General features: G+C 72.8%; 20 protein-coding genes and 1 pseudogene. 11 read left to right on the forward strand and 10 right to left on the reverse strand.

Translation table 11 applies throughout. From position 1 onward, the window contains the following. Positions 1-309: 309 nt before the first annotated feature. Positions 310-1131: pseudogene (locus ACFC79_RS14410) on the reverse strand (GlxA family transcriptional regulator); the annotation flags it as partial. A gap of 12 nt (positions 1132-1143) precedes the next feature. Between ACFC79_RS14410 and ACFC79_RS14415 the strand changes: the two are divergent. Then, the gene (locus ACFC79_RS14415; protein WP_376239605.1) at positions 1144-1704 is read left to right on the forward strand and encodes a cysteine hydrolase family protein; all 561 of its coding nucleotides are present in this window, start codon (positions 1144-1146) and stop codon (positions 1702-1704) included. Between the two features lie 25 nt (positions 1705-1729). On the opposite strand, the gene proC is transcribed toward ACFC79_RS14415, so the two are convergent. The 4 genes from proC to ACFC79_RS14435 all read right to left on the reverse strand — a co-directional run bounded on the left by proC (position 1730) and on the right by ACFC79_RS14435 (position 4543). Further along, the gene (proC, locus tag ACFC79_RS14420) at positions 1730-2539 is read right to left on the reverse strand and encodes a pyrroline-5-carboxylate reductase (RefSeq protein ID WP_376239608.1); all 810 of its coding nucleotides are present in this window, start codon (positions 2537-2539) and stop codon (positions 1730-1732) included. A 106-nt stretch (positions 2540-2645) separates the two neighbouring features. Further along, positions 2646-3503 carry a class I SAM-dependent methyltransferase gene (locus tag ACFC79_RS14425; RefSeq protein ID WP_376239611.1) on the reverse strand — a complete coding sequence of 286 codons (858 nt, stop codon included), beginning with the start codon at positions 3501-3503 and terminating at the stop codon, positions 2646-2648. An 88-nt stretch (positions 3504-3591) separates the two neighbouring features. Then, the gene (locus tag ACFC79_RS14430; RefSeq protein ID WP_376239613.1) at positions 3592-4131 is read right to left on the reverse strand and encodes a hypothetical protein; all 540 of its coding nucleotides are present in this window, start codon (positions 4129-4131) and stop codon (positions 3592-3594) included. 79 nt (positions 4132-4210) lie between these two features. Then, the gene (locus tag ACFC79_RS14435) at positions 4211-4543 is read right to left on the reverse strand and encodes an SH3 domain-containing protein (protein WP_376239614.1); all 333 of its coding nucleotides are present in this window, start codon (positions 4541-4543) and stop codon (positions 4211-4213) included. A gap of 124 nt (positions 4544-4667) precedes the next feature. Here ACFC79_RS14435 and ACFC79_RS14440 point away from each other — a divergent pair, with 124 nt between their 5' ends. Continuing rightward, the gene (locus tag ACFC79_RS14440; RefSeq protein WP_376239616.1) at positions 4668-6938 is read left to right on the forward strand and encodes a protein kinase; all 2271 of its coding nucleotides are present in this window, start codon (positions 4668-4670) and stop codon (positions 6936-6938) included. Positions 6939-7103: 165 nt separating this feature from the next. Here ACFC79_RS14440 and ilvD read toward each other — a convergent pair whose 3' ends face one another. From ilvD to ACFC79_RS14455, 3 genes are all read right to left on the reverse strand, one after another. Further along, positions 7104-8954: a dihydroxy-acid dehydratase gene (gene ilvD / locus ACFC79_RS14445; RefSeq protein ID WP_376240160.1), complete on the reverse strand. Its 1851-nt coding sequence runs from the start codon at positions 8952-8954 to the stop codon at positions 7104-7106. Between the two features lie 290 nt (positions 8955-9244). Further along, positions 9245-10072, reverse strand: a complete 828-nt coding sequence (locus ACFC79_RS14450) for a sugar phosphate isomerase/epimerase family protein (protein ID WP_376239618.1) — start codon at positions 10070-10072, stop codon at positions 9245-9247. A 380-nt stretch (positions 10073-10452) separates the two neighbouring features. Further along, a complete protein-coding gene (locus tag ACFC79_RS14455; protein WP_376239620.1) occupies positions 10453-11400 on the reverse strand; it encodes a Ppx/GppA family phosphatase in 948 nt (315 codons plus the stop codon). A gap of 173 nt (positions 11401-11573) precedes the next feature. On the opposite strand from ACFC79_RS14455, the gene ACFC79_RS14460 reads away from it, so the two are divergent. Then, positions 11574-12362, forward strand: a complete 789-nt coding sequence (locus tag ACFC79_RS14460; protein WP_376240163.1) for a hypothetical protein — start codon at positions 11574-11576, stop codon at positions 12360-12362. A 241-nt stretch (positions 12363-12603) separates the two neighbouring features. Here the strand turns inward: ACFC79_RS14460 and ACFC79_RS14465 are convergent, their stop codons facing one another. After that, complete coding sequence (locus ACFC79_RS14465) at positions 12604-14466, reverse strand: hypothetical protein (RefSeq protein WP_376239622.1); 1863 nt, start codon at positions 14464-14466, stop codon at positions 12604-12606. 213 nt (positions 14467-14679) lie between these two features. On the opposite strand from ACFC79_RS14465, the gene radA reads away from it, so the two are divergent. Together radA and disA are read left to right on the forward strand one after the other, a co-directional pair. After that, positions 14680-16092, forward strand: a complete 1413-nt coding sequence (gene radA, locus ACFC79_RS14470) for a DNA repair protein RadA (protein ID WP_376239625.1) — start codon at positions 14680-14682, stop codon at positions 16090-16092. 80 nt (positions 16093-16172) lie between these two features. Next, positions 16173-17297, forward strand: coding sequence for a DNA integrity scanning diadenylate cyclase DisA (gene disA / locus ACFC79_RS14475; protein WP_376239628.1), 1125 nt, complete (start codon positions 16173-16175; stop codon positions 17295-17297). A 183-nt stretch (positions 17298-17480) separates the two neighbouring features. On the opposite strand, the gene ACFC79_RS14480 is transcribed toward disA, so the two are convergent. Next, the gene (locus ACFC79_RS14480; protein ID WP_376239630.1) at positions 17481-18302 is read right to left on the reverse strand and encodes a hypothetical protein; all 822 of its coding nucleotides are present in this window, start codon (positions 18300-18302) and stop codon (positions 17481-17483) included. A gap of 154 nt (positions 18303-18456) precedes the next feature. Between ACFC79_RS14480 and ACFC79_RS14485 the strand changes: the two genes are divergently transcribed. The 6 genes from ACFC79_RS14485 (at position 18457) to cseC (ending at position 24216) form a co-directional block, all read left to right on the forward strand. Then, the gene (locus ACFC79_RS14485) at positions 18457-19125 is read left to right on the forward strand and encodes a phosphatase PAP2 family protein (RefSeq protein ID WP_376239632.1); all 669 of its coding nucleotides are present in this window, start codon (positions 18457-18459) and stop codon (positions 19123-19125) included. Between the two features lie 338 nt (positions 19126-19463). Further along, positions 19464-20366 (forward strand): A/G-specific adenine glycosylase, encoded by a 903-nt coding sequence (locus tag ACFC79_RS14490; RefSeq protein WP_376239634.1) that lies wholly within the window; start codon positions 19464-19466, stop codon positions 20364-20366. 341 nt (positions 20367-20707) lie between these two features. Beyond that, the gene (locus ACFC79_RS14495; protein ID WP_376239636.1) at positions 20708-21361 is read left to right on the forward strand and encodes a SigE family RNA polymerase sigma factor; all 654 of its coding nucleotides are present in this window, start codon (positions 20708-20710) and stop codon (positions 21359-21361) included. Then, the gene (locus tag ACFC79_RS14500) at positions 21349-22110 is read left to right on the forward strand and encodes a hypothetical protein (protein WP_376239638.1); all 762 of its coding nucleotides are present in this window, start codon (positions 21349-21351) and stop codon (positions 22108-22110) included. The genes ACFC79_RS14495 and ACFC79_RS14500 overlap by 13 nt, the downstream gene beginning before the upstream one ends. 10 nt (positions 22111-22120) lie before the next feature. After that, positions 22121-22822, forward strand: a complete 702-nt coding sequence (cseB, locus tag ACFC79_RS14505; protein WP_376239641.1) for a two-component system response regulator CseB — start codon at positions 22121-22123, stop codon at positions 22820-22822. Continuing rightward, positions 22819-24216, forward strand: a complete 1398-nt coding sequence (cseC, locus tag ACFC79_RS14510; protein ID WP_376239643.1) for a two-component system sensor histidine kinase CseC — start codon at positions 22819-22821, stop codon at positions 24214-24216. The genes cseB and cseC overlap by 4 nt, the downstream gene beginning before the upstream one ends. Positions 24217-24332: the final 116 nt, after the last annotated feature.

The raw sequence follows: 24332 nt of genomic DNA on the forward strand, positions 1-24332 counted from the left end.
TTGCTTTCCAGTTCCACGCTTTCGCGTTTCCCTTTCCGGCGAGTCCGACTCTATCAGATCCTTTCGGGCCTGATTCCCAGTCAGCGGGGTTCGTCTTCCCGGCCGTTGGGCCGTTCCGACGAGTGAGACTTTAGCGGAATCACGTGTCCCGACGCTAATCGGGGTCGCGCTCCTTCGAACGCGGATTCCTCATTTCGCAAATGCGCACAGAGAGGCTGGCGACAGGTGTCGCCGACCGAATGTGGTTACTGCGGAATGGTCGTCCGGGGACCGACGGATCGGCGCTCACGTCGGACAACTCGGAGAACCTTACGGGCGTGGGCGTGTCGTGTCAACCTCCGGCTGGTCAAGGGTCCGGTGGAAGGCCGGCCGGTAGTCGCGGGGGCTGGTGGAGAGGTGGGCGGCGAAGGGCTGGCGCATGGTGACCTCGCTGCCGAAGCCGGTGCGCCGGGCGACCTCGGGCAGGGGCAGGTCCGTCTGTTCCAGAAGCTTCTGGGCTGCGGCGATGCGCTGGGCGATGAGCCGGCGGAGCGGGGTCGTGCCGGTGGTGGCCCTGAAGTGCCGGGCGAAGGAGCGCGGAGACATGCCCGCTCGGGCGGCGAGCGCGGCAATCGTGTGCGGTTCGGCCAGATGGGCCAGGGCGTGGGCGCGCACCGAGGCGAGGACGTCGGCATCGCGGTCGGTGTGGGGCGTGGAGTGCTCGATGAACTGGGCCTGGGTGCCGGTGCGGAACGAGGCCGTGACCATCGAACGGGCGATCGTCGGGGCCGTCTCGGCGCCGTGCGTCGTGCGGACGAGTTGGAGGCAGAGGTCGATGCCGGCGGATGTCCAGATGTTGTCGTCGCGGAGGAACAACGCGTCCCGGACGACGGTCACCCGGGGGTGGTGGGTGCGCAGGAGGTCGGCGAAGTTCCAGTGGGTGACGGCTCGGCGGCCGTCGAGGAAACCCGCCTGGGCGAGGGTGAAGGCTCCGCCGCAGAGAGCCGCGATGGGGACGGCGCGGGCGTGGGCGCGGCGCAGGGCTTCGAGTACCGGCGCAGGTGCGGGGGTGAGGTGGTCGTCGAGGCCGGGGACCACGATCAGGTCGGCGCGGGCCAGTCAGGCGAGGGTGCGGTCAGCGGTGAGAGTGAGCGGGACGCGGCGTTGGTCGTGGTGGATGTGCAGGAAGGTTTCGAGGAGGTCGCGTACTGGGGGACGCGGAACAACCCCGGGGCCGACGGGAACATCGCGGCGCTGATCGATGCCTGGCAGGCGACCGGTCGGCCCGTGGTGTTCGTGCGGCACGACTCGCAGAAGCCGGACTCGCCGTTGCGTGCGGGGCAGCCCGGCAATGCCTTCAAGGGGTACGTGGAAAAGCGGCGGGGACAGGGGAGCGGGCCCGAGCTGTTGGTGGCGAAGTCCGTGAACTCCGCGTTCTACGGGACGCCCGACCTGGCCGAGTGGCTGGACCGGGCGGGGGTGCGGCAGATCGTCGTGGCCGGCATCCAGACCAATATGTGTGCGGAGACGACGGCCCGGATGGCCGGGAACCTCGGGTACGAGGTGTTCTTCGCGCTGGATGCCACGTACACCTTCGACCTCGTCGGGCCGTGGGGGTGGCAGCTGGACGCGGACGGGCCGGCGCGTGCCACCGCCGTGTCGTTGCACGGCGGTGGGTTCGCGAAGGTCGTGCGCACCGCGGAACTGATCGAGGCCGCCGGATAGCGGCGGCCGTCCTCCGGTGGCGTGTTCAGCCGTTGCCGGAGGCGAGTTCGCGGCTGCGGTCGCGGGCGGCTTCGAGGGCGGCGATGAGCGCGGCCCGTACGCCGTGGTTCTCCAGTTCACGGATGGCGCTGATGGTGGTGCCGGCCGGGCTGGTGACGGCTTCGCGGAGCTTGACCGGGTGCTCACCGCTGTCGCGGAGCATCACGGCGGCGCCGATGGCGGCCTGGACGATCAGTTCGTGGGCCTGGGCACGGGGCAGGCCGAGCAGGATGCCCGCGTCGGTCATCGCCTCGACGAGGAAGTAGAAGTACGCGGGTCCCGATCCGGAGAGGGCGGTCGCGGCGTCCTGCTGGGACTCGGGCACCCGGAGCGTCTTGCCGACGCCGCCGAAGATCTCCTCGGCGGTCGCGAGGTGTTCGGTGGTGGCATGGCTGCCCGCGGAGATGACGGACATGCCCTCGTCGACGAGTACGGGTGTGTTCGGCATGACGCGCACGACCGGGGTGTTCGCGGCGAGGCGGTCCTCGATGAACGCGGTGGTGATGCCCGCGGCGGCGCTGATGACCAGGCGATCGGCGGTGACGTGGGGGGCGAGTTCGTCGAGGAGCCGGCCCATGTCCTGGGGCTTCACCGCGAGGATGAGGATGTCGGCCCGGGCGGCGGCCTCGGCGTTGCCGACGGAGTCCACGCCGTAGCGGCTGCGGAGTTCCTCGGCGCGTTCCGAGCGGCGGGTGGTGACCAGCAGGTTCGCCGGGCGCCAGCCCGCCCGGATCATGCCGCTGAGCAGGGCCTCGCCGATCTTGCCGGTGCCGAGGACGGCAACTGTCTGGGTCATGTGTTTCGCCCTCCGGGCTGTGCTCACGGTTCTCGGTGCGGGGGGTGCGTGGGTGGGTGCTGAGGTGCGCGTGCACGTGTGTGCACGCGCGGGGTGTGCGTGTGCGTCATCCTCGCATCGCGGACGCGGGGCGGACCGGGCGGACCGCGACGCTCAGCTCGACCACGTAGCTCTCCTCGACCGTGCCGTCCGGGAAGGGCACCGCGAGCAGGTCGCGTTCCCGGGCGAGGAATCGCCGTGTGGACTCGTCGCCGCGGACGATGAAGGCGGAGTGGCTGCCGAGGTTGGCGAGGTGGGTGTCGAGGGATACGCACCGTGTCCAGGACACCGAGCGGTGTGCGAAACCGAGTGCGGAGGGCAGGTCCCGGGAGCGGACCGCGGATCCGTGGGCGCTGTCGCCGGCGCCGAGGAAGCTGCGCAGCCGGGCGTCCTGTTCGGCGATCCACGGGACGCGGTGGTCGGACACGTTCCACCAGAGGGCGAGGGCCCCACCGGGGCGAAGGACCCGCAGCACCTCAGGGACGGATCTGCTCGGGTCGGTCCAGTGCCAGGACTGGGCGTACGTGAGGAGGTCCACGGACGCGGTGGCGAGGGGGAGGCGGTTTCCGTCGCCGCGCACGATCGGCGTGTGCGGGAGTGCCCGGTGCAGCTCGGCGGCCATGCCGGGTCCCGGTTCGACGGCGACGACGTGGGCCCCCCGGTCGTGGAGCAGCCGGGTGGCGATGCCCGTGCCCGCGCCGACGTCGGCGATGCGGGCCCCGTGCAGTGGACGGCCCGCCAGTTCCTCGACGGCGTCGAGGAGGGCGGGCGGGTAGCCGGGGCGGGACGCGGCGTACTGGGCGGCCGCGCGGTCGAAGGAGAGCGCGCGGGCCGGTTCCGGGGCGGGTTCCGGGACGGGTTCCGGGACGGAGGGAGCAGTGGCCTCGTCCGGTTCTTCGGTGCTGTCGGTCTCGGAGGGGGACATGGATGCATCGTGTCCCATGCGGGTGTGCCCCGTCCCGTGGTCGCGGGGGCGTCGTGCCCCGGGGTGTCCGTGCCGCTCGTGCCCCGGGCTACTTGCGCTTCGGGCGCTTGCCCTTGGTGGTCCGGCGGGCGGCCGGGTTCCCGGTGCGTGCCGCACGGCGCTTCTCGTAACGGGCCAGGGCCGTCTCGTACTCCGCGCGGCGCAGTCCTTCGCCCGGGGCCTCCATGAACGTGCGGAGGAAGTAGGCGAGCAGCGAGCCGATGAAGCCGATCGTCTTGAGCCCGCGCAGACTGGCCTCGCGTGCCGGATCGGCGGGCCGCCTGCCGAATCCCTCCCAGGTCTTGCGGAAGGCGACGGCGCTGCAGATCGCGAACATCACGACGACCAGGATGCCGACGGTGTTGCCGACATCGGCGATCTCCAGCCCCTGGTAGGCGAACCGGAGCACGAAGCAGGCGGCGACCGTCGCGACGAGCGAGCCGACCGCCGCCCCGGCCCGGCGCAGCCCGTAACCCCCGCTGCGGTCGACCCAGGTCGTGCCGAAGAGGAACAGGGGCTCGGGCCGCGGGCCGGCCGCGGCTCCGGCCGGGGTGGCGTCGACGTCGGGGGCTTCGCTGTTCTCGCTCACGACGTCGATTATCCCCGGGCCGGTCCGGAGCCCGGCAAAGCGCCCGGTACGGCGCACTCCGCCGGGCAGCACGCCCCGGTCAGTCGCAGCGCGGGGCGACGTAGCCGTCGCTACCGGTGTGGACGTAGGCGTCCGAAACGAACTGTCCGTTGGCGATGTTGTCCCAGATGTTCGAGGTGCCGTACGGGCCGGTGACCCGCTCCCCCGGCTTCTGGCAGTAGACCGGAACCTTCATTCCGTATGGCAGCGTCCTGACGATGCCGTACTGGGTGCCGGGTCCCCTGCGGACGTTGACGCGGTAGCCGGGTGCGATGGGGTACCGGAAGACGTCGTCGTCCGCGAGCGCGGTGACGTCCTCGGCGGCTTCCCCTTCTGCGGCGGTGGTCGTTTCGATGTGCTCGTCCATGGCCATGAGGCCCTCCCCCGTTGAGAGACGATGTCTACGACGCGCAGGCTACAAGCCCCATCCGTATCGCACGCATCATCGACTAGGCTCCGTGCGTCGCGCTTGCGGACGAATCACACGGGGGTGGGCGATGCCGCCGCTGCGAGGTGCTGGGGCCAATCCGGAAGCGGAGCATCCGGAGTACGCCGGTCAGTACCGTCTTGAAGCCTGTCTCGGCGCGGGTGGCATGGGGGTCGTGCACTTGGCCCGCTCCGCCTCGGGGCTACAGCTCGCCGTCAAGGTCGTGCACCAACGCTATTCGACGGACCCGGAGTTCAGGGCCCGTTTCCGCCAGGAGGTCGGAGCGGCGAGGCGGGTCAGCGGCGCCTTCACGGCATCGGTCGTCGACGCCGATCCGGATGCCGCCAGGCCCTGGATGGCCACCCTGTACGTGCCCGGTCCCACGCTCTCCGACCAGGTGAAGCGGAACGGGCCGATGGTCCCGGCCGAGTTGCGCAGGCTGACGGCGGGCCTGGCCGAGGCACTGCGTGACATCCACCGGGCCGGGGTGATCCACCGCGACCTCAAGCCGAGCAACGTGCTGCTCTCCGACTCCGGGCCCAAGGTCATCGACTTCGGGATCTCCCGCCCGTACGACAGCGATCTGCGCACCGAGACGGGCAAGCTGATCGGCTCGCCGCCGTACATGGCGCCGGAGCAGTTCCAGCGGCCGCGTGAGGTCGGGCCCGCCGCCGACGTGTTCGCGCTGGGTGCGGTGCTCGTCCACGCGGCGACCGGCAGGGGGCCGTTCGACTCGGACAGCCCGTACATCGTGGCCTACCAGGTGGTGCACGACGAGGCCGATCTGGCGGGGGTCCCCGGGGACCTGGCTCCGCTGATCGCACGGTGCCTGGCGAAGGATCCGGCACAGCGGCCCACCCCGGACGAGGTCATGGCGGAACTGCGCCCTCCGTCGTACGACGCCGCCGCGTTCATACCGCCGCAGCGGCGGCGGACGGCGGAGGTACGGGCCGGGGCCGCGGAAGGGAATCCGGCCGCCTCCGGAACGGCCGGAACGGGCGGCGCCGGTTCCGTCGCAGCCCGTGTGAACGGCTCCGGGGCTGAGGCCGACACGCATGTGGGCGCGGGTGCGGCCGGGCGGAACGGACGAACGGGCGCGGGCGGCGGCGGGCGGAAGCGGTGGCGGGCGGCCATTGCCGCGCTGGTCGTCGTGGGTGCCGGCGGCGTGTGGGCGACCGGTGCCGTGGGGGGCTCCGGCGGCGCGGGCGAACCGGGCGGCCCCGGCGCCCCGGTCGCGGCGAAGGGCCCGGTGGCGTCCGCGCCGTGGCACACCTCGCTCCCGGCCTCCGGGAGTTCCACACCGGCCTGCTACGGGGCGGGGGCCGCCGACGAGGACGACGCCGGTCCGTCCGCCGCGCTGTACTGCGCCGCGGACGGTGTCGCCGCCGCCCGGCTGGACCCGGCGGACGGCCGGGTGCTGTGGTCCCACCGATCCGCCGGGACCACCCCGGCGACGGGCACGGTGTCGGTGTCCGGCGGGCTGGTGCAGACGGCGGTGCCGGGCCGGAAGGTGCGCGCGTACGACCCCGTCAAGGGTGAGCAGGTCTGGGAGGCGAGTCTGTCCCCGTACCTCGGGGCACCCTTCGCCGCGGGCGACACGCTGCTGCTGACCGCCGAGGACGGCACGACCGAGGCGCTCGACTCCGCGACCGGCGTGTCCCGCTGGCGGCACACGCTCACGGGGCATCAGCGCCCCGACTACGCGCTGTACGACGGCGGGCCGGGGCTGGTCTACGCCTTCGAGCACTCGGCCTACGGGTCGACCACGCTGATCACCGCCGTCTCCGTCCAGTCGGGGCGCCCGGCGTGGCAGCGGCGGCTGGACGGCATGCTCACGCCGGTGGGGGTCTCGGGCGGGGCCCTCGTGCTGACGGCCATGAACGGGGACGCCCAGACGGTCGGCATCGTCCGCTACGAACCGGAGTCCCGGCGCGTCACCCGCGTGGCGCTGCCGTTCCGGATGAACGAGCCGGAGGCGGTGGTGGACGCGGACACCGCCTATCTGCTGGCCCGCGGCGGGACCCTGGTCGCCGTCGACCTCGCCGCGTCCGGCGGCGGCGACGCGGTCCGCTGGCAGTTGGAGACCGCGGCCGGGCGGGCCTCGGCGCCCGTCCTGGCCGCCGGGGACCGGATCTACTTCTCGGCGGCGGACGGGCGGCTGCTGGCCGTGGACACCGCGCGCGGGAAGCTTCTGGGGCAGACGGCGCCCCGGTTGCGGGACGGGAAGCTCGCGTACGCCTCGGAGCTGCCCGCGCCGGTTGCCGTGGGCCGGACCGTGTTCGCTACCGCGCCCGACGGTTCCGTGTTCGCCGTCGACAACGAGGACCCCGCTCGCTGGTGAGAGCGGGGTCCTGGTTCGTCGTCGCGGTCGCCGTTCGTCGCGGTCGCCGTGGTCGTCCACCGTCGCGGTCGTCGTTCGCCGTCGCCGGTCGCGGTCGTCGTTCACCGTCGCGGTCCGTGCCGGTGCGGCTCGCGTCCGGGTTCCTGCCGCCGGCCGGGAGAGGCGTCAGCCCAGCTTGGACACGTCCCGCACCGCGCCCCGGTCGGCGCTCGTCGCCATCGCCGCGTAGGCGCGCAGGGCCGCGCTGACCTTGCGTTCGCGGTTCTTCGGGGCGTACACGCCGTTCAGTGCCTCGCGGCGGGCGGTCAGCTCGGCATCGGGCACCAGGAGCTCGATCGAACGGCTCGGGATGTCGATCCGGATCCGGTCGCCGTCCGCGACGAGCGCGATCGTGCCGCCGGAGGCCGCCTCGGGCGAGGCGTGCCCGATGGAGAGGCCGGAGGTGCCACCGGAGAACCGGCCGTCGGTGACGAGGGCGCAGCTCTTGCCGAGGCCGCGGCCCTTCAGGAAGGACGTCGGGTAGAGCATCTCCTGCATGCCGGGGCCGCCGCGCGGGCCCTCGTAGCGGATGACGACGACGTCGCCCTCCTTGATCTCCTTGCGGAGGATCTTGTCGACGGCCTCCTCCTGCGACTCGCAGACGACCGCCGGGCCCTCGAAGGTCCAGATCGACTCGTCGACGCCCGCCGTCTTCACGACACAGCCGTCCTCGGCGAGGTTCCCCTTGAGAACCGCGAGGCCGCCGTCCGCGGAGTAGGCGTGCGCCAGGTCGCGGATGCAGCCGCCGGCCGCGTCCACGTCGAGGCTCTCCCAGCGCTCGGACTGCGAGAAGGCGGTGGCGGAGCGGACGCATCCGGGGGCCGCGTGCCACAGTTCGACGGCCTCCGGGGACGGGGAGCCGCCGCGCACGTCCCAGTCCTTCAGCCACTGGGCGAGGGAGTCGGAGTGGACCGCGTGCACGTCCTCGTTGAGCAGCCCGGCGCGGTGCAGTTCGCCGAGGATGGCGGGGATGCCGCCGGCCCGGTGCACGTCCTCCATGTAGTACGTGCCGCCGGGGGCGACGTTGGGCGCGACCTTCGACAGGCAGGGGACGCGGCGCGAGATCGCGTCGATGTCGCCGAGGTCGTAGTCGAGCTCCGCCTCCTGGGCCGCGGCGAGCAGGTGGAGGATCGTGTTGGTGGAGCCGCCCATGGCGATGTCGAGCGCCATGGCGTTCTCGAACGCGGCACGGGTGCCGATGGAGCGCGGCAGGACCGTCGCGTCGTCCTGCTCGTAGTGGCGCCGGGCGATCTCGACGACCGTGCGGCCCGCCTCCTCGTAGAGCGCCCTGCGGGCGGTGTGCGTGGCGAGGACGGAGCCGTTTCCGGGGAGGGACAGGCCGAGGGCCTCGGTCAGGCAGTTCATCGAGTTGGCGGTGAACATGCCGGAACAGCTGCCGCAGGTGGGACAGGCGTTCTCCTCGATGCGGAGGATGTCCTCGTCCGAGATGTTCTCGTCGACCGCGTCGCTGATCGCGTTGATCAGGTCGAGCTTGCGGACGGTGCCGTCGACGAGGGTGGCCTTGCCCGCCTCCATCGGACCGCCGGAGACGAAGACGGTCGGGATGTTGAGGCGCATTGCGGCCATCAGCATGCCGGGCGTGATCTTGTCGCAGTTGGAGATGCAGATCAGCGCGTCCGCGCAGTGCGCCTCGACCATGTACTCGACCGAGTCGGCGATCAGGTCGCGGGAGGGGAGGCTGTACAGCATTCCGCCGTGGCCCATCGCGATGCCGTCGTCGACGGCGATGGTGTTGAACTCGCGCGGCACGGCCCCCGCGGCCTTGATGGCGTCGGAGACGATCCGGCCGACCGGGGCCAGGTGGGTGTGGCCGGGGACGAACTCGGTGAAGGAGTTGGCGACCGCGATGATCGGCTTGCCGATGTCCTCGCTCGCTACGCCCGAGGCCCGCATAAGGGCGCGGGCGCCCGCCATGTTGCGGCCGTGGGTGACAGTGCGGGACCTCAGCTGGGGCATCGTCTCTCGCTCCTTCGACATGAAAAGACTGTTTCCGAGCGTACGCCCCCGGCTCCAAGATCTGGACACGGTGTCCGGTATGCGGGACGGGTGCTCGGTGGGTGGACGGGGGTTCCGCCGGTGGGCCCCGGGAGTCCTCGCGGGGCCTGCGCGGCTCCTCGCGGGCCCGGCGCGGCTCCTCGTGACGGTTTCACGAGGACACGGCGAGGACGATCCGTGCCGTCGCGGCGGGCCGCGCCGCGGATCGCGCGGCGGGACCGGGCCGGGACGCCGCGCGGGAGGGGCGGCGGTCAGGAACGCGGCGCCCCGGTCGAGGACGACGCGAGGTGGAGCCGGGTGAACGCGAGCGCCTCCGCCAGGTCGGCCTCGCGTTCGGCGGTGGACATGGCACGGCGGGTATTGACCTCGATGACGACATGACCGTCGAAGCCGGTGCGGGCCAGATGTTCGAGGAGTTCGGCACACGGCTGGTCGCCCCGCCCAGGGACCAGGTGCTCGTCCTTGTTGGAGCCCTTGCCGTCGGCGAGGTGGACGTGGGCGAGCCGGTCGCCCATCCGCCCGACCATCGCCATGCCGTCGGTGCGGGCCGTCGCGGTGTGCGAGAGGTCCACGGTGAAGTGGCGGTAGTCGTCGTGCGTGACGTCCCAGTCGGGTGCGTACGCGAGCATCTCGCGGTCCCGGTAGCGCCAGGGATACATGTTCTCGACAGCGAACCGGACCTCGGTCTCGTCCGCCATGCGCCAGACGCCGGTGACGAAATCGCGCGCGTAACCGCGCTGCCAACGGAACGGCGGGTGGACGACGACGGTCGTCGCGCCGAGTTTCTCCGCGGCGGCTTGGGCGCGCTGGAGCTTCACCCACGGATCGGTGGACCAGACGCGCTGCGTGATCAGCAGGCAGGGCGCGTGGACGGCCAGGATCGGCACCTGGTGGTAGTCCGAGAGCCGTCGCAGTGCCTCGATGTCCTGGCTGACCGGATCGGTCCACACCATGACCTCGACCCCGTCGTAACCGAGACGCGCGGCGATCTCGAAGGCCGTCGACGTCGACTCCGGGTAGACCGAGGCCGTCGACAGGGCGACCTTCGCATCCGGGATGCGCACCACTGGTTCTGCCACCGGAACAGCGTACGGGCACGGATGGGCCCCGCCGAAGGCCCTCGGCGGAAAGTGACGAGGGGCACGACGCAGGCCATGACGCAGGCCATGACATGTAACACGGCAGGGGGCACGGCAGGGGGCACGGCAGGGGGCACGGCAGGGGGCACGGCAGGAGATATGACGGGAGCCTCGCGCCGACCGGCCGCACGAGTGACTGCCCGGCCGCGACCGGCTGCGCGTCCGCGTCAGTGGCTGCCCGTCCACACGGCTGTCGGCGTGGACGACGACCGGGCGGAGACAACGACCGGGATGAACGATGATCGAGCTGGACGACGACCGGGTCCGATGACGATCAGGTCCGACGACGACCGGGCCGGACGGGGCGGGCCGGACCGCGATCAGCCCAGGGCGGCCCGTTCCGCCGGAAGGTGGTCCAGGCGGCGCAGGATGACGCCCTCGCGCAGGGCCCAGGGGCAGATCTCCAACTCCTCGACCCCGAACAGGTCCATGGCCCCCTCCGCGACCAGGGCCCCGGCCAGCAGTTGGCCGGCCCGGCCCTCGGAGACGCCGGGCAGGCCGCCGCGCTGCGCGACGGACATCGCCGCCAGTTCCGGCATCCGCTCCTCCAGCGCCTTGCGGGTGAGGGCGCGCTGGACGTAGAGGCCCTCGGCGGAGCGTGCCGCGCCCGCGATCCTGGCGAGCTGCTTGAAGGTCTTGGACGTGGCCACGACATGGTCCGGACGTCCGAGGCGGGTGAACTCCCCCACGCTCCGGGCGATCTGCGCGCGGACGTGCCGACGCAGCGCCCTCACGTCCGCCGGGTCCGGCGGATCGCCCGGGAGCCACCCGGCGGTGAGTCGGCCCGCCCCGAGCGGAAGCGACACCGCCGCGTCCGGTTCCTCGTCGATGCCGTACGCGATCTCCAGCGAACCGCCCCCGATGTCCAGGACCAGGAGCCGTCCGGCCGACCAGCCGAACCAGCGGCGCGCGGCGAGGAAGGTGAGCCGGGCCTCCTCCACACCGCTGAGCACGGTGAGGTCGACGCCGGTCTCGTCCCGCACCCGAGCCAGCACCTGATCGGCGTTGGTCGCCTCCCGCACCGCGGACGTGGCGAACGGCAGGACGTCCTCGCACCCCTTGTCCTCGGCTGCCTGGAGCGCGTCGGTGACCGTGGCGGCCAACCGGTCCACCCCCTCGGGGCCGATCGCCCCGTCCTCGTCGAGGAGTTCGGCCAAGCGCAGTTCCGCCTTGTGCGAGTGCGCGGGCAGCGGGCGTGCGCCGGGGTGCGCGTCCACCACCAGCAGGTGCACCGTGTTCGAACCGACGTCGAGGACTCCGAGTCTCATACCCGGAACGCTACCGGGAGCGCAGACTTACCCTTGGCCCCGTGCCAAAGACGAAAAAGGCGAAGCCGGGCAAAACAACGAAGAAGCCGAACACGAAGCAGCGGGAAGCGAAGCAGAAGAACGCGGAGCGGGACGCGAAGCGGTCGGCGACGGAGCAGCGGGGAACGAAGCGAATGCACCAGCAGGATGCGAACGGGGCGGTCCGGGCGGAGGACGAGACGGGCATCGACTTCGCACGCGCCTGGGTCGAGTTCCCCGACCCGGCCGACGACGAGCAGATCTTCCGCTGCGACCTGACCTGGCTGACGTCCAGGTGGACCTGCATCTTCGGCAGCGGCTGCCAGGGCATCCAGGCGGGCCGCGCGGACGACGGTTGCTGCACGCTGGGCGCGCACTTCTCGGACGAGGACGACGAGGAGCGGGTGGCGGGCCACGTCGCACGGTTGACCCCCGAGCTGTGGCAGTTCCACGACGTCGGTACCGAGACCGGCTGGGTCGAGGTCGACGAGGACGGCGAGCGCCAGACCCGGCGCTGGAAGGGTTCGTGCATCTTCCAGAACCGTCCCGGTTTCGCCGCGGGCGCGGGCTGCTCGCTGCACATCCTGGCGCTGCGGGAGGGCCGGGAGCCGTTGGAGACCAAGCCGGACGTCTGCTGGCAGCTGCCGGTCCGGCGCACCTACGAGTGGATCGACCGGCCCGACGACACCCGCGTGCTCCAGGTGTCGATCGGTGAGTACGACCGCCGGGGCTGGGGCCCGGGCGGTCACGACCTGCACTGGTGGTGCACCTCGGCGACGTCGGCGCACGGGGCCGGGGAGCCGGTGTACGTGTCGTACCGTCCGGAGCTCGTCGAGCTGATGGGCAAGGAGGGGTACGACCGGCTCGTCGAGCTGTGCGAGCAACGGCTCTCCTCGCTGCTGCCGATGGCGCCGCATCCGGCGGACCCGGCCGATCCGGCCTGACGCCCGGCCCTCCGGCACCGGCGGCACGGGCACCGGCAGTACGGGCACCGGCAGCACGAGCGGCGACGGTACGAGCTACGGCAGCACGAGCGGCGACGGTACGGGGCACGTGCCGGCCGGCATCCGGTCCGTGCCCGTAGCCCCGGGGTTCCGCGCGGGCGGCGTGCCGCCGGCCTTCGGCAGGGGGCCGTCTCCTGCGATGTTTCCGCGCGGGCGGGGCGCGGGCGGGGCGCCCGGGGCGTCAGTCGGTGCGGGCGGGGGTGCCCGCGCCGGTGGGGGGCGGCGGGGTGGTGGGGTCCGGGGACTGTGCCGGGTCGGTCGGTGACGGCTGCGTCGGCGACGGCGCGGGGTCGGCCGGTGCGGATGTCGGATCGGTCGTCCGCGTGGGCCTCGGGGAGGACGGGGGCCGGTGCGGGGGCTCGGACGGGTCGTAGGGGACGGACCCGCCCGCGTGACCGGGACGGGCCCCCGTCCTCCCGTTTCCCCGGACGGCCACGACGGACCCCGAGGGGGCGAGGGTGATGCGCGCGCTCCAGTGGCCGTGGGGCTCCCGAAGATGGATCACCCGGACCCGGACGGTGACGCTCTCGCCCGCGGCGAGCATGCCCGAGGACCGGCTGAGGCGCAGCCACGACACGTCCGCGCGGGCCGACCAGGTGACCGGGACGCCGCCCGTGGCGGTCAGCCGCAGCAGTGTCGTGGAGTCGGACGAGCGGGCCTCGACGGTGAGTCCGTCGGCGCCGGCCGGCACCGGTCCCGGGCTGATCACCTCCGCCGAGACCTCCGGTGCCCGGCCCGTCCCCGGGCGGTGCCCGGCCCGAGGCCGGACGTTGCCCGCGTTCTCGTAGTGGCCCCGCGGGTCGTCGAGGCGGCGGAGGTCCGTACCGGTCGCCGCGACCGAGGAGCCCTCGTGCCCCTCACCGGTCTGCGGAGCGCCGCGGTAGGCGGTCCACAGCGCGATCACCGGGGCCGCGACGACCGTGGCCACCACCGTCGTCGTCACCACCCTGGCCCGCATCCGGTCCCGGCGTGCGGCGCGGTCCTTCGGGTGCATGGGGAACCCGGCCCGGTCGAAGCGCGGCCCGCCGGACCGGCTGCGCCGGGCATGGGCCATCGCGACGTACGCGGAGGGCCGCGGCGCCGGTACGACCGGCAGGGCCGCACCCGGGGTGACGGCGGCCCCCGGCCAGGGGCCCCGGGCGCCGACCCGCTCCGCGGCCCGGCGGCAGCGCGGGCAGTCGTCGACATGACGGACGAGCTCCCGGCGCAGGGTTGCCGAGAGCAGGACGCGGTGGCCGCCGGTGAGCCGGGCCATGGTGGGGCAGTTGCCGGACTCGACGACGGCGAGAGCGGCGCGGGTGCGCTCCACCTCGCAGGCCGCGGCGGCCAGGAGCTCGCGGGCGGCCGCCGGTTCGAGGCCCAGGACGGAGGCGACGGCGCGCGGGGCGAGGCGGTGACGCACGGCGAGTTCCAGGGCCTCGCGCTGTTCGGGGGTGGTGCCCGCGGCCTCCGGCCAGGCCAGTTGGGCGAGTTCACGACGGTGCGCCTCGGCGACGGCCCCGGGGACGGGGTCGGGGTCGGGGTCGGGGACGGGGACGGACACCGTCTCGGACGCGGCGGCGGGGTCGGACGCGAGGGCGTACGCACGGCCTGAGGACGCACCACCCGGCGCGAAGGGGGCGGGCGACGTCGCGACGGGGGCGGGGGGCGTGCGGCGCGCGGCGCGCACCCCCCGGGCGACCGACTGTCTCGCGGACGGCTTGGCCCCGTGGCGGTGCGCCCGGTACCCCTGCTTCCGCTCGGCGAGCTTGCGCAGACACATCCACCTGGCCAGCGCGTACAGCCAGGATTTACGTTCCTCCGCCCCTGCCGGACACCGTCCGCCCTGCCGTTCCGCGATCGCCAGCACGCCGCCGAGCGCCTCGGTGGCGGCGTCGTGGTCGCAGAGCACGGAGAGGCAGTAGGTGAACAGGCCATCGAGATGCGGCTCGTCATGTACGGAGGGGTGCTGCGGCGCAGGCTGCGTCGAGGAGTGGGGCGCACGACGCCTCGCCCGGTGTGCGCCGGTGGTGTGCGTGGGGGGCTCCAGCCTGCTGCTCGTCATCCGGTGACCGTAGGCAGCACTGAGCACACCTTTAGCGCCGCTTCAGCGCATTTAATCCTTACGGGTGAACGTATCGCTCAAAAGAGGACAGGAACCCTTGATTCAGCACGTTGGAATCTGTTCCCCCGCCAGGTCGTGTCCGATCCGTGCCGTCGGACGCCGGGTCCGACCGTGCCCGGCGGCGCTGTCGGACCCCACCTATACGGTTGCGGCATGGCTGCCCGTACGAAATCCGCGAAGGACCGACCGTCCTACCGCTGCACCGAATGCGGCTGGACCACCGCCAAATGGCTCGGTCGCTGCCCCGAATGCCAGGCGTGGGGCACGGTCGAGGAGTTCGGCGGCGCCCCCGCCGTGCGGACCACCGCGGCCGGCCGGGTCAGCACCGCCGCGCTCCCCATCGGCCAGGTCGACAGCCGGCAGGCCACCGCCCGCTCGACCGGTGTCGGCGAGCTGGACCGGGTGCTCGGCGGCGGTCTCGTGCCGGGCGCCGTGGTGCTGCTCGCGGGCGAGCCGGGGGTCGGGAAGTCGACGCTGCTGCTGGACGTGGCCGCCAAGGCGGCGAGCGACGACCACCGCACGCTCTATGTCACCGCCGAGGAGTCCGCCAGCCAGGTACGCCTGCGCGCCGACCGCATCCGCGCGATCAACGACCATCTGTACCTCGCCGCCGAGACCGACCTGTCCGCGGTCCTCGGGCATCTGGACGCGGTCAAGCCGTCGCTGCTGATCCTCGACTCCGTGCAGACCGTCGCCTCCCCCGAGATCGACGGGGCACCGGGCGGCATGGCCCAGGTCAGGGAGGTCGCCGGCGCGCTCATCAAGGCTTCCAAGGAGCGCGGCATGGCGACGCTCCTGGTCGGCCACGTCACCAAGGACGGCGCGATCGCCGGGCCCCGGCTGCTGGAGCACCTCGTCGACGTGGTGCTGTCCTTCGAGGGCGACCGCCACGCCCGCCTGCGGCTCGTACGGGGGGTCAAGAACAGGTACGGCGCGACCGACGAGGTCGGCTGCTTCGAGCTGCACGACGAGGGCATCACCGGCCTCGCCGACCCGTCCGGGCTGTTCCTCACCCGTCGCGACGAAGCCGTGCCGGGCACCTGCCTGACCGTCACCCTGGAGGGCAAGCGCCCGCTCGTCGCCGAGGTGCAGGCGCTGACGGTCGACTCCCAGATCCCCTCGCCCCGGCGCACCACCTCCGGCCTGGAGACGTCCCGGGTGTCGATGATGCTCGCCGTGCTGGAGCAGCGCGGCCGGATCAGCGCGCTCGGCAAGCGCGACATCTACAGCGCGACGGTCGGTGGCGTGAAGCTCTCCGAGCCCGCGGCGGACCTCGCGGTCGCGCTGGCGCTGGCCAGCGCGGCGAGCGACACCCCCCTCCCCAAGAACCTCGTCGCGATCGGCGAGGTGGGCCTCGCGGGCGAGGTCAGGCGGGTCACCGGGGTCCAGCGCAGGCTCGCCGAGGCGCACCGTCTGGGCTTCACGCACGCCCTGGTTCCGCCCGACCCGGGAAAGGTCCCGGCCGGTATGAAGGTCACAGAAGTCGCCGACATGGGTGATGCGCTCAGAGTGCTGCCGCGCCGGTCTCGCGCACAGGCCCCCCAGGAGGAGGGCGCACGCCGGTAGACTTTGCCCTGGTCTCGCCCGCCCGTACGAACGGTATGAGGGACGTAAGGGCACCGCCAACCCGCGACCGGAGGAGTGCAGTGGCAGCCAGCGACCGGGCAGCATCGCCCGGAAAGTCCGGCCAAAGCACCGGCAACGAGGCGCTGATGCGTACCTCGTTGTCCTCCGTCGCGCCCGGAATGGCCCTGCGCGACGGCCTGGAGCGCATCCTCCGCGGCAACACCGGCGGATTGATCGTGCTCGGCATGGACAAGACCGTCGAATCCATGTGCACCGGCGGATTCGTGCTGGACGTGGAGTTCACCGCGACGCGCCTGCGCGAGCTGGCCAAGCTCGACGGTGCGCTGATCCTCGACAAGGACATGACCAAGATCCTGCGCGCGGGTGTGCAGCTGGTCCCGGACGCCTCCATTCCCACGGAGGAGACCGGTACCCGCCACCGCACGGCGGACCGGGTCTCCAAGCAGTGCAACTTCCCGGTCGTCTCGGTCTCGCAGTCGATGCGCCTGATCGCGCTCTACGTGAACGGCGAGCGCCGGGTCCTGGAGGAGTCCGCGGCGATCCTCTCCCGGGCCAATCAGGCACTCGCCACCCTGGAGCGGTACAAGCTCCGCCTCGACGAGGTCGCGGGCACGCTGTCCGCGCTGGAGATCGAGGACCTGGTCACTGTCCGGGACGTGACGGCCGTCGCGCAGCGCCTGGAGATGGTCCGCCGGATCGCGACCGAGATCGCGGAGTACGTGGTCGAGCTGGGCACCGACGGCCGGCTTCTCTCGCTCCAGCTCGACGAGTTGATCGCGGGTGTCGAGCCGGAGCGCGAGCTGGTCGTGCGCGACTACGTGCCGGAGCCGACCGCCAAGCGGTCCCGGACGGTCGCCGAGGCACTGACCGAACTCGACGCGCTCTCCCACACGGAGCTGCTCGAACTCCCGGTGGTGGCGAGAGCGCTGGGGTACAGCGGTTCGCCGGAGACGCTCGACTCGGCGGTCTCGCCGCGCGGTTTCCGGCTGCTGGCGAAGGTGCCGCGACTCCCCGGCGCGATCATCGACCGGCTGGTGGAGCACTTCGGCGGCCTGCAGAAGCTCCTCGCCGCCAGCGTGGACGACCTCCAGACGGTCGACGGGGTGGGCGAGGCGCGGGCGCGCAGCGTGCGCGAAGGCCTTTCGCGGCTGGCGGAGTCGTCGATCCTCGAACGGTACGTCTAAAACACCCGGCCCCCGACGCCTCCGGGCCTCCGGGCCTCCGGGAAACGGTGCGTCCGACGCCGCACGGTCACATGCCGTGCGGCGTCGGACGTAGCACCGTGCGAGTCCTCGTCGGTCCCTGCGAGTCCTCGTCGGTCCCTGCGAGTCCTCGTCTGCCCTCGCCCCGGTCCTCGTCTGCCCTCGTCAGTCCTTCGCGAGGACGAACGAGGCGCGCGGCGGGGTCCCCTTGCGCACCGGCTGGCCCGACACCTTCGCCTCGACCAGGTACGTCCCCGGGCCCGCGGTGCCCACGGCCGGGGTCGCGCACTGCGCGACGCTCTTCCTGAGGTCCCACTCCACGGTATGGACGACGGTCGCGCCCGCCGGGAACTCCAGCAGCAGGTTTCCCGGGGTGCGCGGGCAGTCCTGGGTGGACCAGACCTGGCTGTCGTCGCCACCGGCCTCGGTGACGGTGAGCACCGCGCTCTTCGGTCCGAAGTCGGCCTTGCAGGTGGCGGTCGAGGTGTTCCTGGCGATCAGCCGGAACTTCGGCTTCTCGCCGGGGGCATAACTGACCTCGGTGTTCAGGGTCAACTGCAGCGAACCCGGGGTGCAGTCGGGGAGCGGGGATCCGGCCGGGATCTGACGGGCGGCCGTCGCACCGCTGCCGCCCGCACTGCCGGAACCGGTGCCGGTACCGACGGCGCCGTTCCCGCCGGTGCCCGCACCGCCGCCGGACCCGGCTCCCGCGCCACCGGTGTCCCCGTCCTCGGAGTCGTCCGACTCGTCGCGGCCGCCCGGCTGTTGGGTGATGGCCGAGCCCGACGGGGTGGGGCCCGGCGTGATCGCGTGCGCGGGATTCGACGCACCGGACCGCGAGTCGTCCGTGGTCCCCTTGCCGCCGCGGGAGGTGACGGCCCATACGATCAGCGCCGCGAGCAGCGCGACCAGCGCCAGCGCCACGGCCCTCCGTCGCCAGTAGATGGTGGAGGGAAGCGGCCCGATCGGATTACGCAAAGATCCCACGCCGCAAACTCTACGAGAGATCCGCACCAACTCCCGCCCCACCCGCCGTCGAGCCGCGAAGTTTTACGGATCATCATCCCGGTGCGCCCCGCTTGTCCACCGACTTCGGGATCACCGGGAGGAGCACCCCGTTCGGTTGACTACCCTCTGTCACATGGATAGTTCAGTCACTGCCCCGCTCTATCGGGACGTCACCGACTTCGCGCATGACACGCCGTCATGGGTTCAGCATCTCGCCGCGGGATGGACGGAGTTCGGCCTCCTGGTCTTCGGCGTCCTGTTCATCACCGGGTGGTGGCGGGCCCGTCGGGGGGACGAGGCCGCCCTGGCTCTGGCGGTGCTCGCACCCCTCGCGACGGGCTTCGGCTACGTGGTCAGCGAGGTGCTGAAGTCGATGGTGAACGAGGAGCGCCCCTGCCGGGCCGTCACCGGTGCGGCGGCCTCGCTGGTGTCGTGCCCGCCGGTCGGCGACTGGTCGTTCCCCAGCAACCACTCCGCGATCGCCGGCGCGGCCGCCGTCGCGGTGGCGATCGCCCGGCCCGTGCTGGCCTGGCTGACCGTGCCGATGGCGCTGCTGATGGCCTTCTCCCGGGTCTTCGTCGGGGTGCACTATCCGCACGACGTGGCGGTCGGGCTGGTGCTGGGCGCGGTGGTGTCGGCCGTGGCGGTCCTGGTGCTGCGCCGTCCGGCGCGTGCGCTGGCCCTGACGGTACGCGGCAGCACGGCGCCGGTGGCGGCTCTGGTCTCCGGACCGGGCACGGGCACGGCGGCCGGTCCGCGTACCGGCGGCCGGGGACGGCGGCGCCGGACCGGTCGCCGCTGACGGCGCGGGGGCGACGCACCGGTCCGACGGCTCGCCGCGGCGTGTGGGGGGCGCCGCACCGTCGGACGACTCGACGCGACGCGGCCCGACGCGACGCGGCCCGACGCGACGCGGCCCGACGTGGCGGTGGCGAGTCGGACCGGGCCGGGCGCTCTGCCCGGCCCGACCCCGCCCCGGCTCGTCGGCCCCGCCCCGGAGGGCCCGGAGACCCTTGGGCCGGTTGCCGGACATCGGGGGGACAAGACGAGTGGCAATATCACCCCAAGGGCCCTCAGGACGGGCGACACCACCGTGCACGGAGCCGTCGTCCGTACTTCCGTGCCAGGATCGTCGGTGCGATGACTGCCATGACTGCGACACAGACGTCCCCCTCCCCCCTTCACACTCCCGTCATCGGGTGGTTCGAACAGCACGCCCGCGATCTGCCCTGGCGCCGCCCCGAAGCGGGCGCCTGGGGTGTGATGGTGAGCGAGTTCATGCTGCAGCAGACCCCCGTCAACCGGGTCCTCCCGGTCTACGAACAGTGGATGGCCCGTTGGCCGCGCCCGGCCGATCTCGCCGCCGAACCGCCGGGTGAGGCTGTCCGCGCCTGGGGCCGGCTCGGCTACCCGCGCCGGGCACTGCGCCTGCACGGGGCCGCACAGGCAATAACGGAACGGCACGGCGGCGACGTACCGAGCGAGCACGCGCAGTTGCTCGCGCTGCCCGGGATCGGCGAGTACACCGCGGCGGCCGTCGCCTCGTTCGCGTACGGACAGCGCCATGCCGTGCTCGACACGAACGTGCGCCGGGTGTTCGCACGGGCCGCCACCGGCGTCCAGTACCCGCCGAACGCGACCACCGCCGCCGAGCGCAAGCTGGCCCGTGCCCTGCTCCCCGAGGAGGACGAACGGGCCGCCCGCTGGGCCGCCGCGACGATGGAGCTCGGCGCCCTCGTCTGCACCGCCAGGAACGAGGACTGCACGCGGTGCCCGATCGCCGCGCAGTGCGCCTGGCGGCTGGCCGGCAAGCCCGCCCACCAAGGGCCCGCGCGCCGCGGTCAGACCTACGCGGGAACCGACCGGCAGGTGCGCGGGCGGCTGCTCGCCGTGCTGCGGGAGGCCGTGGCACCGGTGCCGCAGGCAGCCCTGGACGCGGTGTGGGACGAGCCGGTGCAACGCGCCCGCGCGCTGGACGGCCTGGTCGCGGACGGCCTGGTCGAACCGCTGTCCGGCGGCCTGTACCGACTGCCGCTGAGCTGAGCCGACGCACCCGCCCAGGAACGCCCGCCTCCGGTCCGCTCACCCGGTCCGCTCACCCGGTCCGCTCCGGGAACGCACGTCGCCGCCGCGTCGTTGTCGCACGGCCGAATGCCCCGTCGGCACGCGACAGGACGCCCGCCCGTCGCCGACCGGGCGTTCCCCGTCGACGCGCGACCGGCTCCGCGCCCGCTGTTACACAACCGATGGACAGCCGTGCGTCGGCGTATGGCTGCTCCGCACAACCTCGTGACAACGCCTCCGTAACGTCGTCGACGCCGTCCCGACCGATCGATGGGCGGCGGCGGGTCAGACGGGGTTCCACGGGGACGGAGGCGGTTGGAATGGCGCAGGGCGAGGTGCTCGAATTCGAGGAGTACGTACGCACCCGGCAGGACGCGCTGCTGCGCAGCGCACGCCGGCTGGTCCCCGACCCGGTGGACGCGCAGGACCTGCTGCAGACCGCCCTGGCCCGTACGTACGGTCGCTGGGACGGCATCGCCGACAAGTCCCTCGCCGACGCCTACCTGCGCCGCGTCATGATCAACACGCGTACCGAGTGGTGGCGGGCCCGCAAGCTGGACGAGGTCCCCACCGAACAGCTGCCCGACGCGAGCGTGGAGGACGGCACCGAGCAGCGCGCCGACCGCGCCCTGCTGATGGACGTGCTCGGCGTCCTGGCTCCCAAGCAGCGCAGCGTTGTCGTGCTGCGACACTGGGAGCAGATGAGTACGGAGGAGACGGCTGCCGCGCTCGGCATGTCGGCCGGTACGGTGAAGAGCACGCTGCACCGCGCACTCGCGCGGCTGCGCCAGGAGCTGGAGAACCGTGAGGCGGCGAGCCGGGAGGCCGCGCTCCGGGAGGAGCGGCGCCCGGCGACGGACGAGCGTGCTCCGGCCGTCGGCGCCGCGGTGCGCGCGCGGACGGCGCCCGCCCGGACGCGGGCGCAGGCGGGCAGGCATGTGGACGAACGGGGGCGGGAGCGGTGCGCGGCCTGACAGCCAGCGGCGACAACGGCCGCGACGACGGCGTTCCCCGCAGGGACGACTTCGCCGACGGCGAGGACGGCGGCGGCCGCGGGGCCGCCGTCCGGCGCGGCCGGTCCCTGACCGGATGGGCGGCGAGCACCACGACCTTGGTCGGGCTCGCCGCTTTCGGGCTGTTCGCGGCCGGCTGCTCCAGCGGCGGGACCGGCACCCGGGACGAGGGTCCGGCCGGCACCCAGCCGGCCGCCGAGATCACGCCGAGCGCCGCCCCCACGTCCACGGCGAAACCGACGCCCCGGATCGACCCGGTGACGCTGATCAAGGGCGACTCCAAGGTGAGTGAGCGGGTCAGGACCGACCTGAAGCCCTGCACCGGCTCCGAGTACCCGGTGGACTCCTCGTACGGAACGCTCACCGGCGGCACCTCGCCCGATGTCGTGGTGAACGTGATGACCTGCGGCGACTCGGTGGGCGTCGGCACCTATGTGTACCGCCGGGAGTCCGGCGGGAAGTACGAGAACGTCTTCGCGATGGAGCAGCCCGCGGTGTACGGCACCATCGACCGCGGCGAACTGGTGGTGACGGCCCAGGTGTACGAGAAGAAGGACGCGGTCGCGTACCCCTCCGGCGAGGAAGTGATCACGTACCGCTGGGCGGACAGCCGGTTCGACGAGCGCGACCGGGTCCACAACGACTTCAACCGAGCCGTCGGCAGCGGAACAGCCGGACTTCCGGAATCCGCCGAGCCGGCGGGGAACTGAGAGCAGTCCGATGGCCGAGACCCATGTCCTGTTCGTCGAGGACGACGACGTCATCCGCGAGGCCACCCAGCTGGCGCTGGAGCGTGACGGTTTCGCGGTCACCGCGATGCCCGACGGCCTGTCGGGCCTCGACGCGTTCCGGGCCGACCGCCCCGACATCGCCCTGCTCGACGTGATGGTTCCGGGCCTCGACGGGGTCAGCCTCTGCCGTCGCATCCGCGACGAGTCGACAGTCCCGGTGATCATGCTGTCGGCGCGGGCCGACTCGATCGACGTGGTGCTCGGGCTGGAGGCCGGTGCCGACGACTACGTCACCAAGCCCTTCGACGGCGCGGTCCTGGTCGCCCGGATCCGTGCCGTGCTGCGCCGCTTCGGTCACGCTGCGGGGGACCGGCCGGGCGGCGAGCAGGATCCGCGTCCGGCCGACGGGGTGCTGGTCTTCGGCGACCTGGAGGTCGACACCGAGGGCATGGAGGTCCGCCGCGGCAGCGAGCAGGTGGCGCTGACCCCGACCGAGATGCGGCTGCTGCTGGAGTTCTCCGCGGCGCCCGGCACGGTGCTCTCCCGCGACAAGCTCCTGGAGCGGGTCTGGGACTACGGCTGGGGCGGGGACACCCGCGTCGTCGACGTCCATGTGCAGCGGCTGCGCACGAAGATCGGGCAGGACCGGATCGAGACCGTCCGCGGTTTCGGTTACAAGCTCCGGCCATGAGGCGGCCGGCGCTGCGGACGAGTGTCCGCTGGAAGATCAGTATCGCGATCGCCGCGGTCGGGGCGCTGACCGCGGTGGCTCTCAGCCTCGTCGTCCACAACGCCGCCCGGGTCTCGATGCTGGAGAACGCGCGCGAGATCCAGCTGACGCGGCTGACGTACGCGCAGCTGCTGTACGAGGCGAAGAAGACGCAGAAGACCGACCCCCGGTTCGGTGCCAAGCTCAACGACCCGTTGATGCCGCGCAGCCTGCGTGCGGAGACCGGGAAGAACCGCCGGGCCACCCATGTCGAGGTGCTGCGGAACGGGGTGCCCGACGTGTGGGCGGCCGTGCCGGTCGGCAACGGCGACGTGCTCTCGCTGCACACCCGCTTCACCGGCCGCAGTGCCAAGATCATGGACGATCTGGACCGGGCTCTGATCATCGGCTCGGTCTCGGTGGTGCTCGGCAGCTGTGCGCTGGGCGTGCTGATCGGCGGGCAGTTGTCGCGTCGGCTGCGCAAGGCCGCCGCGGCGGCGGGCACCGTCGCCCAGGGCAACACCGACGTACGGGTCAGGGAGGCCGTCGGCGGTGTCGTCCTCGACGAGACCGACGAGCTGGCCCGCGCGGTGGACGCGCTGACGGACGCGTTGAACGAACGGATCGAGGCCGAACGCCGGGTCACCGCGGACATCGCGCACGAGCTGCGGACCCCGGTGACCGGTCTGCTGACCGCCGCCGAGCTGCTGCCGCCCGGCCGCCCCACCGAACTGGTGCGGGACCGGGCGCAGGCGATGCGCACCCTGGTCGAGGACGTGCTGGAGGTGGCCCGGCTGGACAGCGCCTCGGAGCGGGCGGAACTGCAGGAGATCGCGCTGGGCGAGTTCGTCAGCCGGCGGATCGCGCTGCTGGACCCGGATGTGCGGGTGCAGGTGGTCCACGAGTCGTGGGTCAGCACCGATCCACGTCGGCTGGAGCGCATCCTCGGCAATCTGCTGGGGAACGCCGCCAAGCACGGTGCCACGCCGGTGGAGGTCACGGTCGAGGGCCGGGTCGTGCGGATCCGCGATCACGGTCCCGGGTTCCCGGCGGCGCTGCTGCGCGAGGGGCCGAGCCGGTTCCGTACCGGGAGCAGCGACCGGGCCGGACAGGGACACGGTCTGGGCCTGACGATCGCGGCCGGTCAGGCGCGGGTCCTCGGCGCCCGGCTGACCTTCCGCAACGCGGGCCCGGAGGGGGCGGCGGAGGGCGCGGGCGGGGCGATCGCCGTGCTGTGGTTGCCCGAGCACGCGCCGACGAACACCGGGAGCTTCCCCATCCTGCGCGTGTCCGGACAGCGGGCGGCGGACGGCGGGGCGGCGGACGCCGGGGCGCCCGAGGGCGTGGAGCCGGGCGTTCGCCGGTCGGGCGGCTGAGAGCCCGCCGGGGCGGCCTCCCGATCGGGCGGCACGCCCCGGCGCGCACGCTCCCGGCCGAAGAACACGCCGGAGAACACCAGCAGGATGAGAACCCGCCGGAGAACACTCGGCAG

The sequence above is a fragment of the Streptomyces sp. NPDC056061 genome, from assembly GCF_042266885.1.
Classification (GTDB): Bacteria; Actinomycetota; Actinomycetes; order Streptomycetales; family Streptomycetaceae; genus Streptomyces.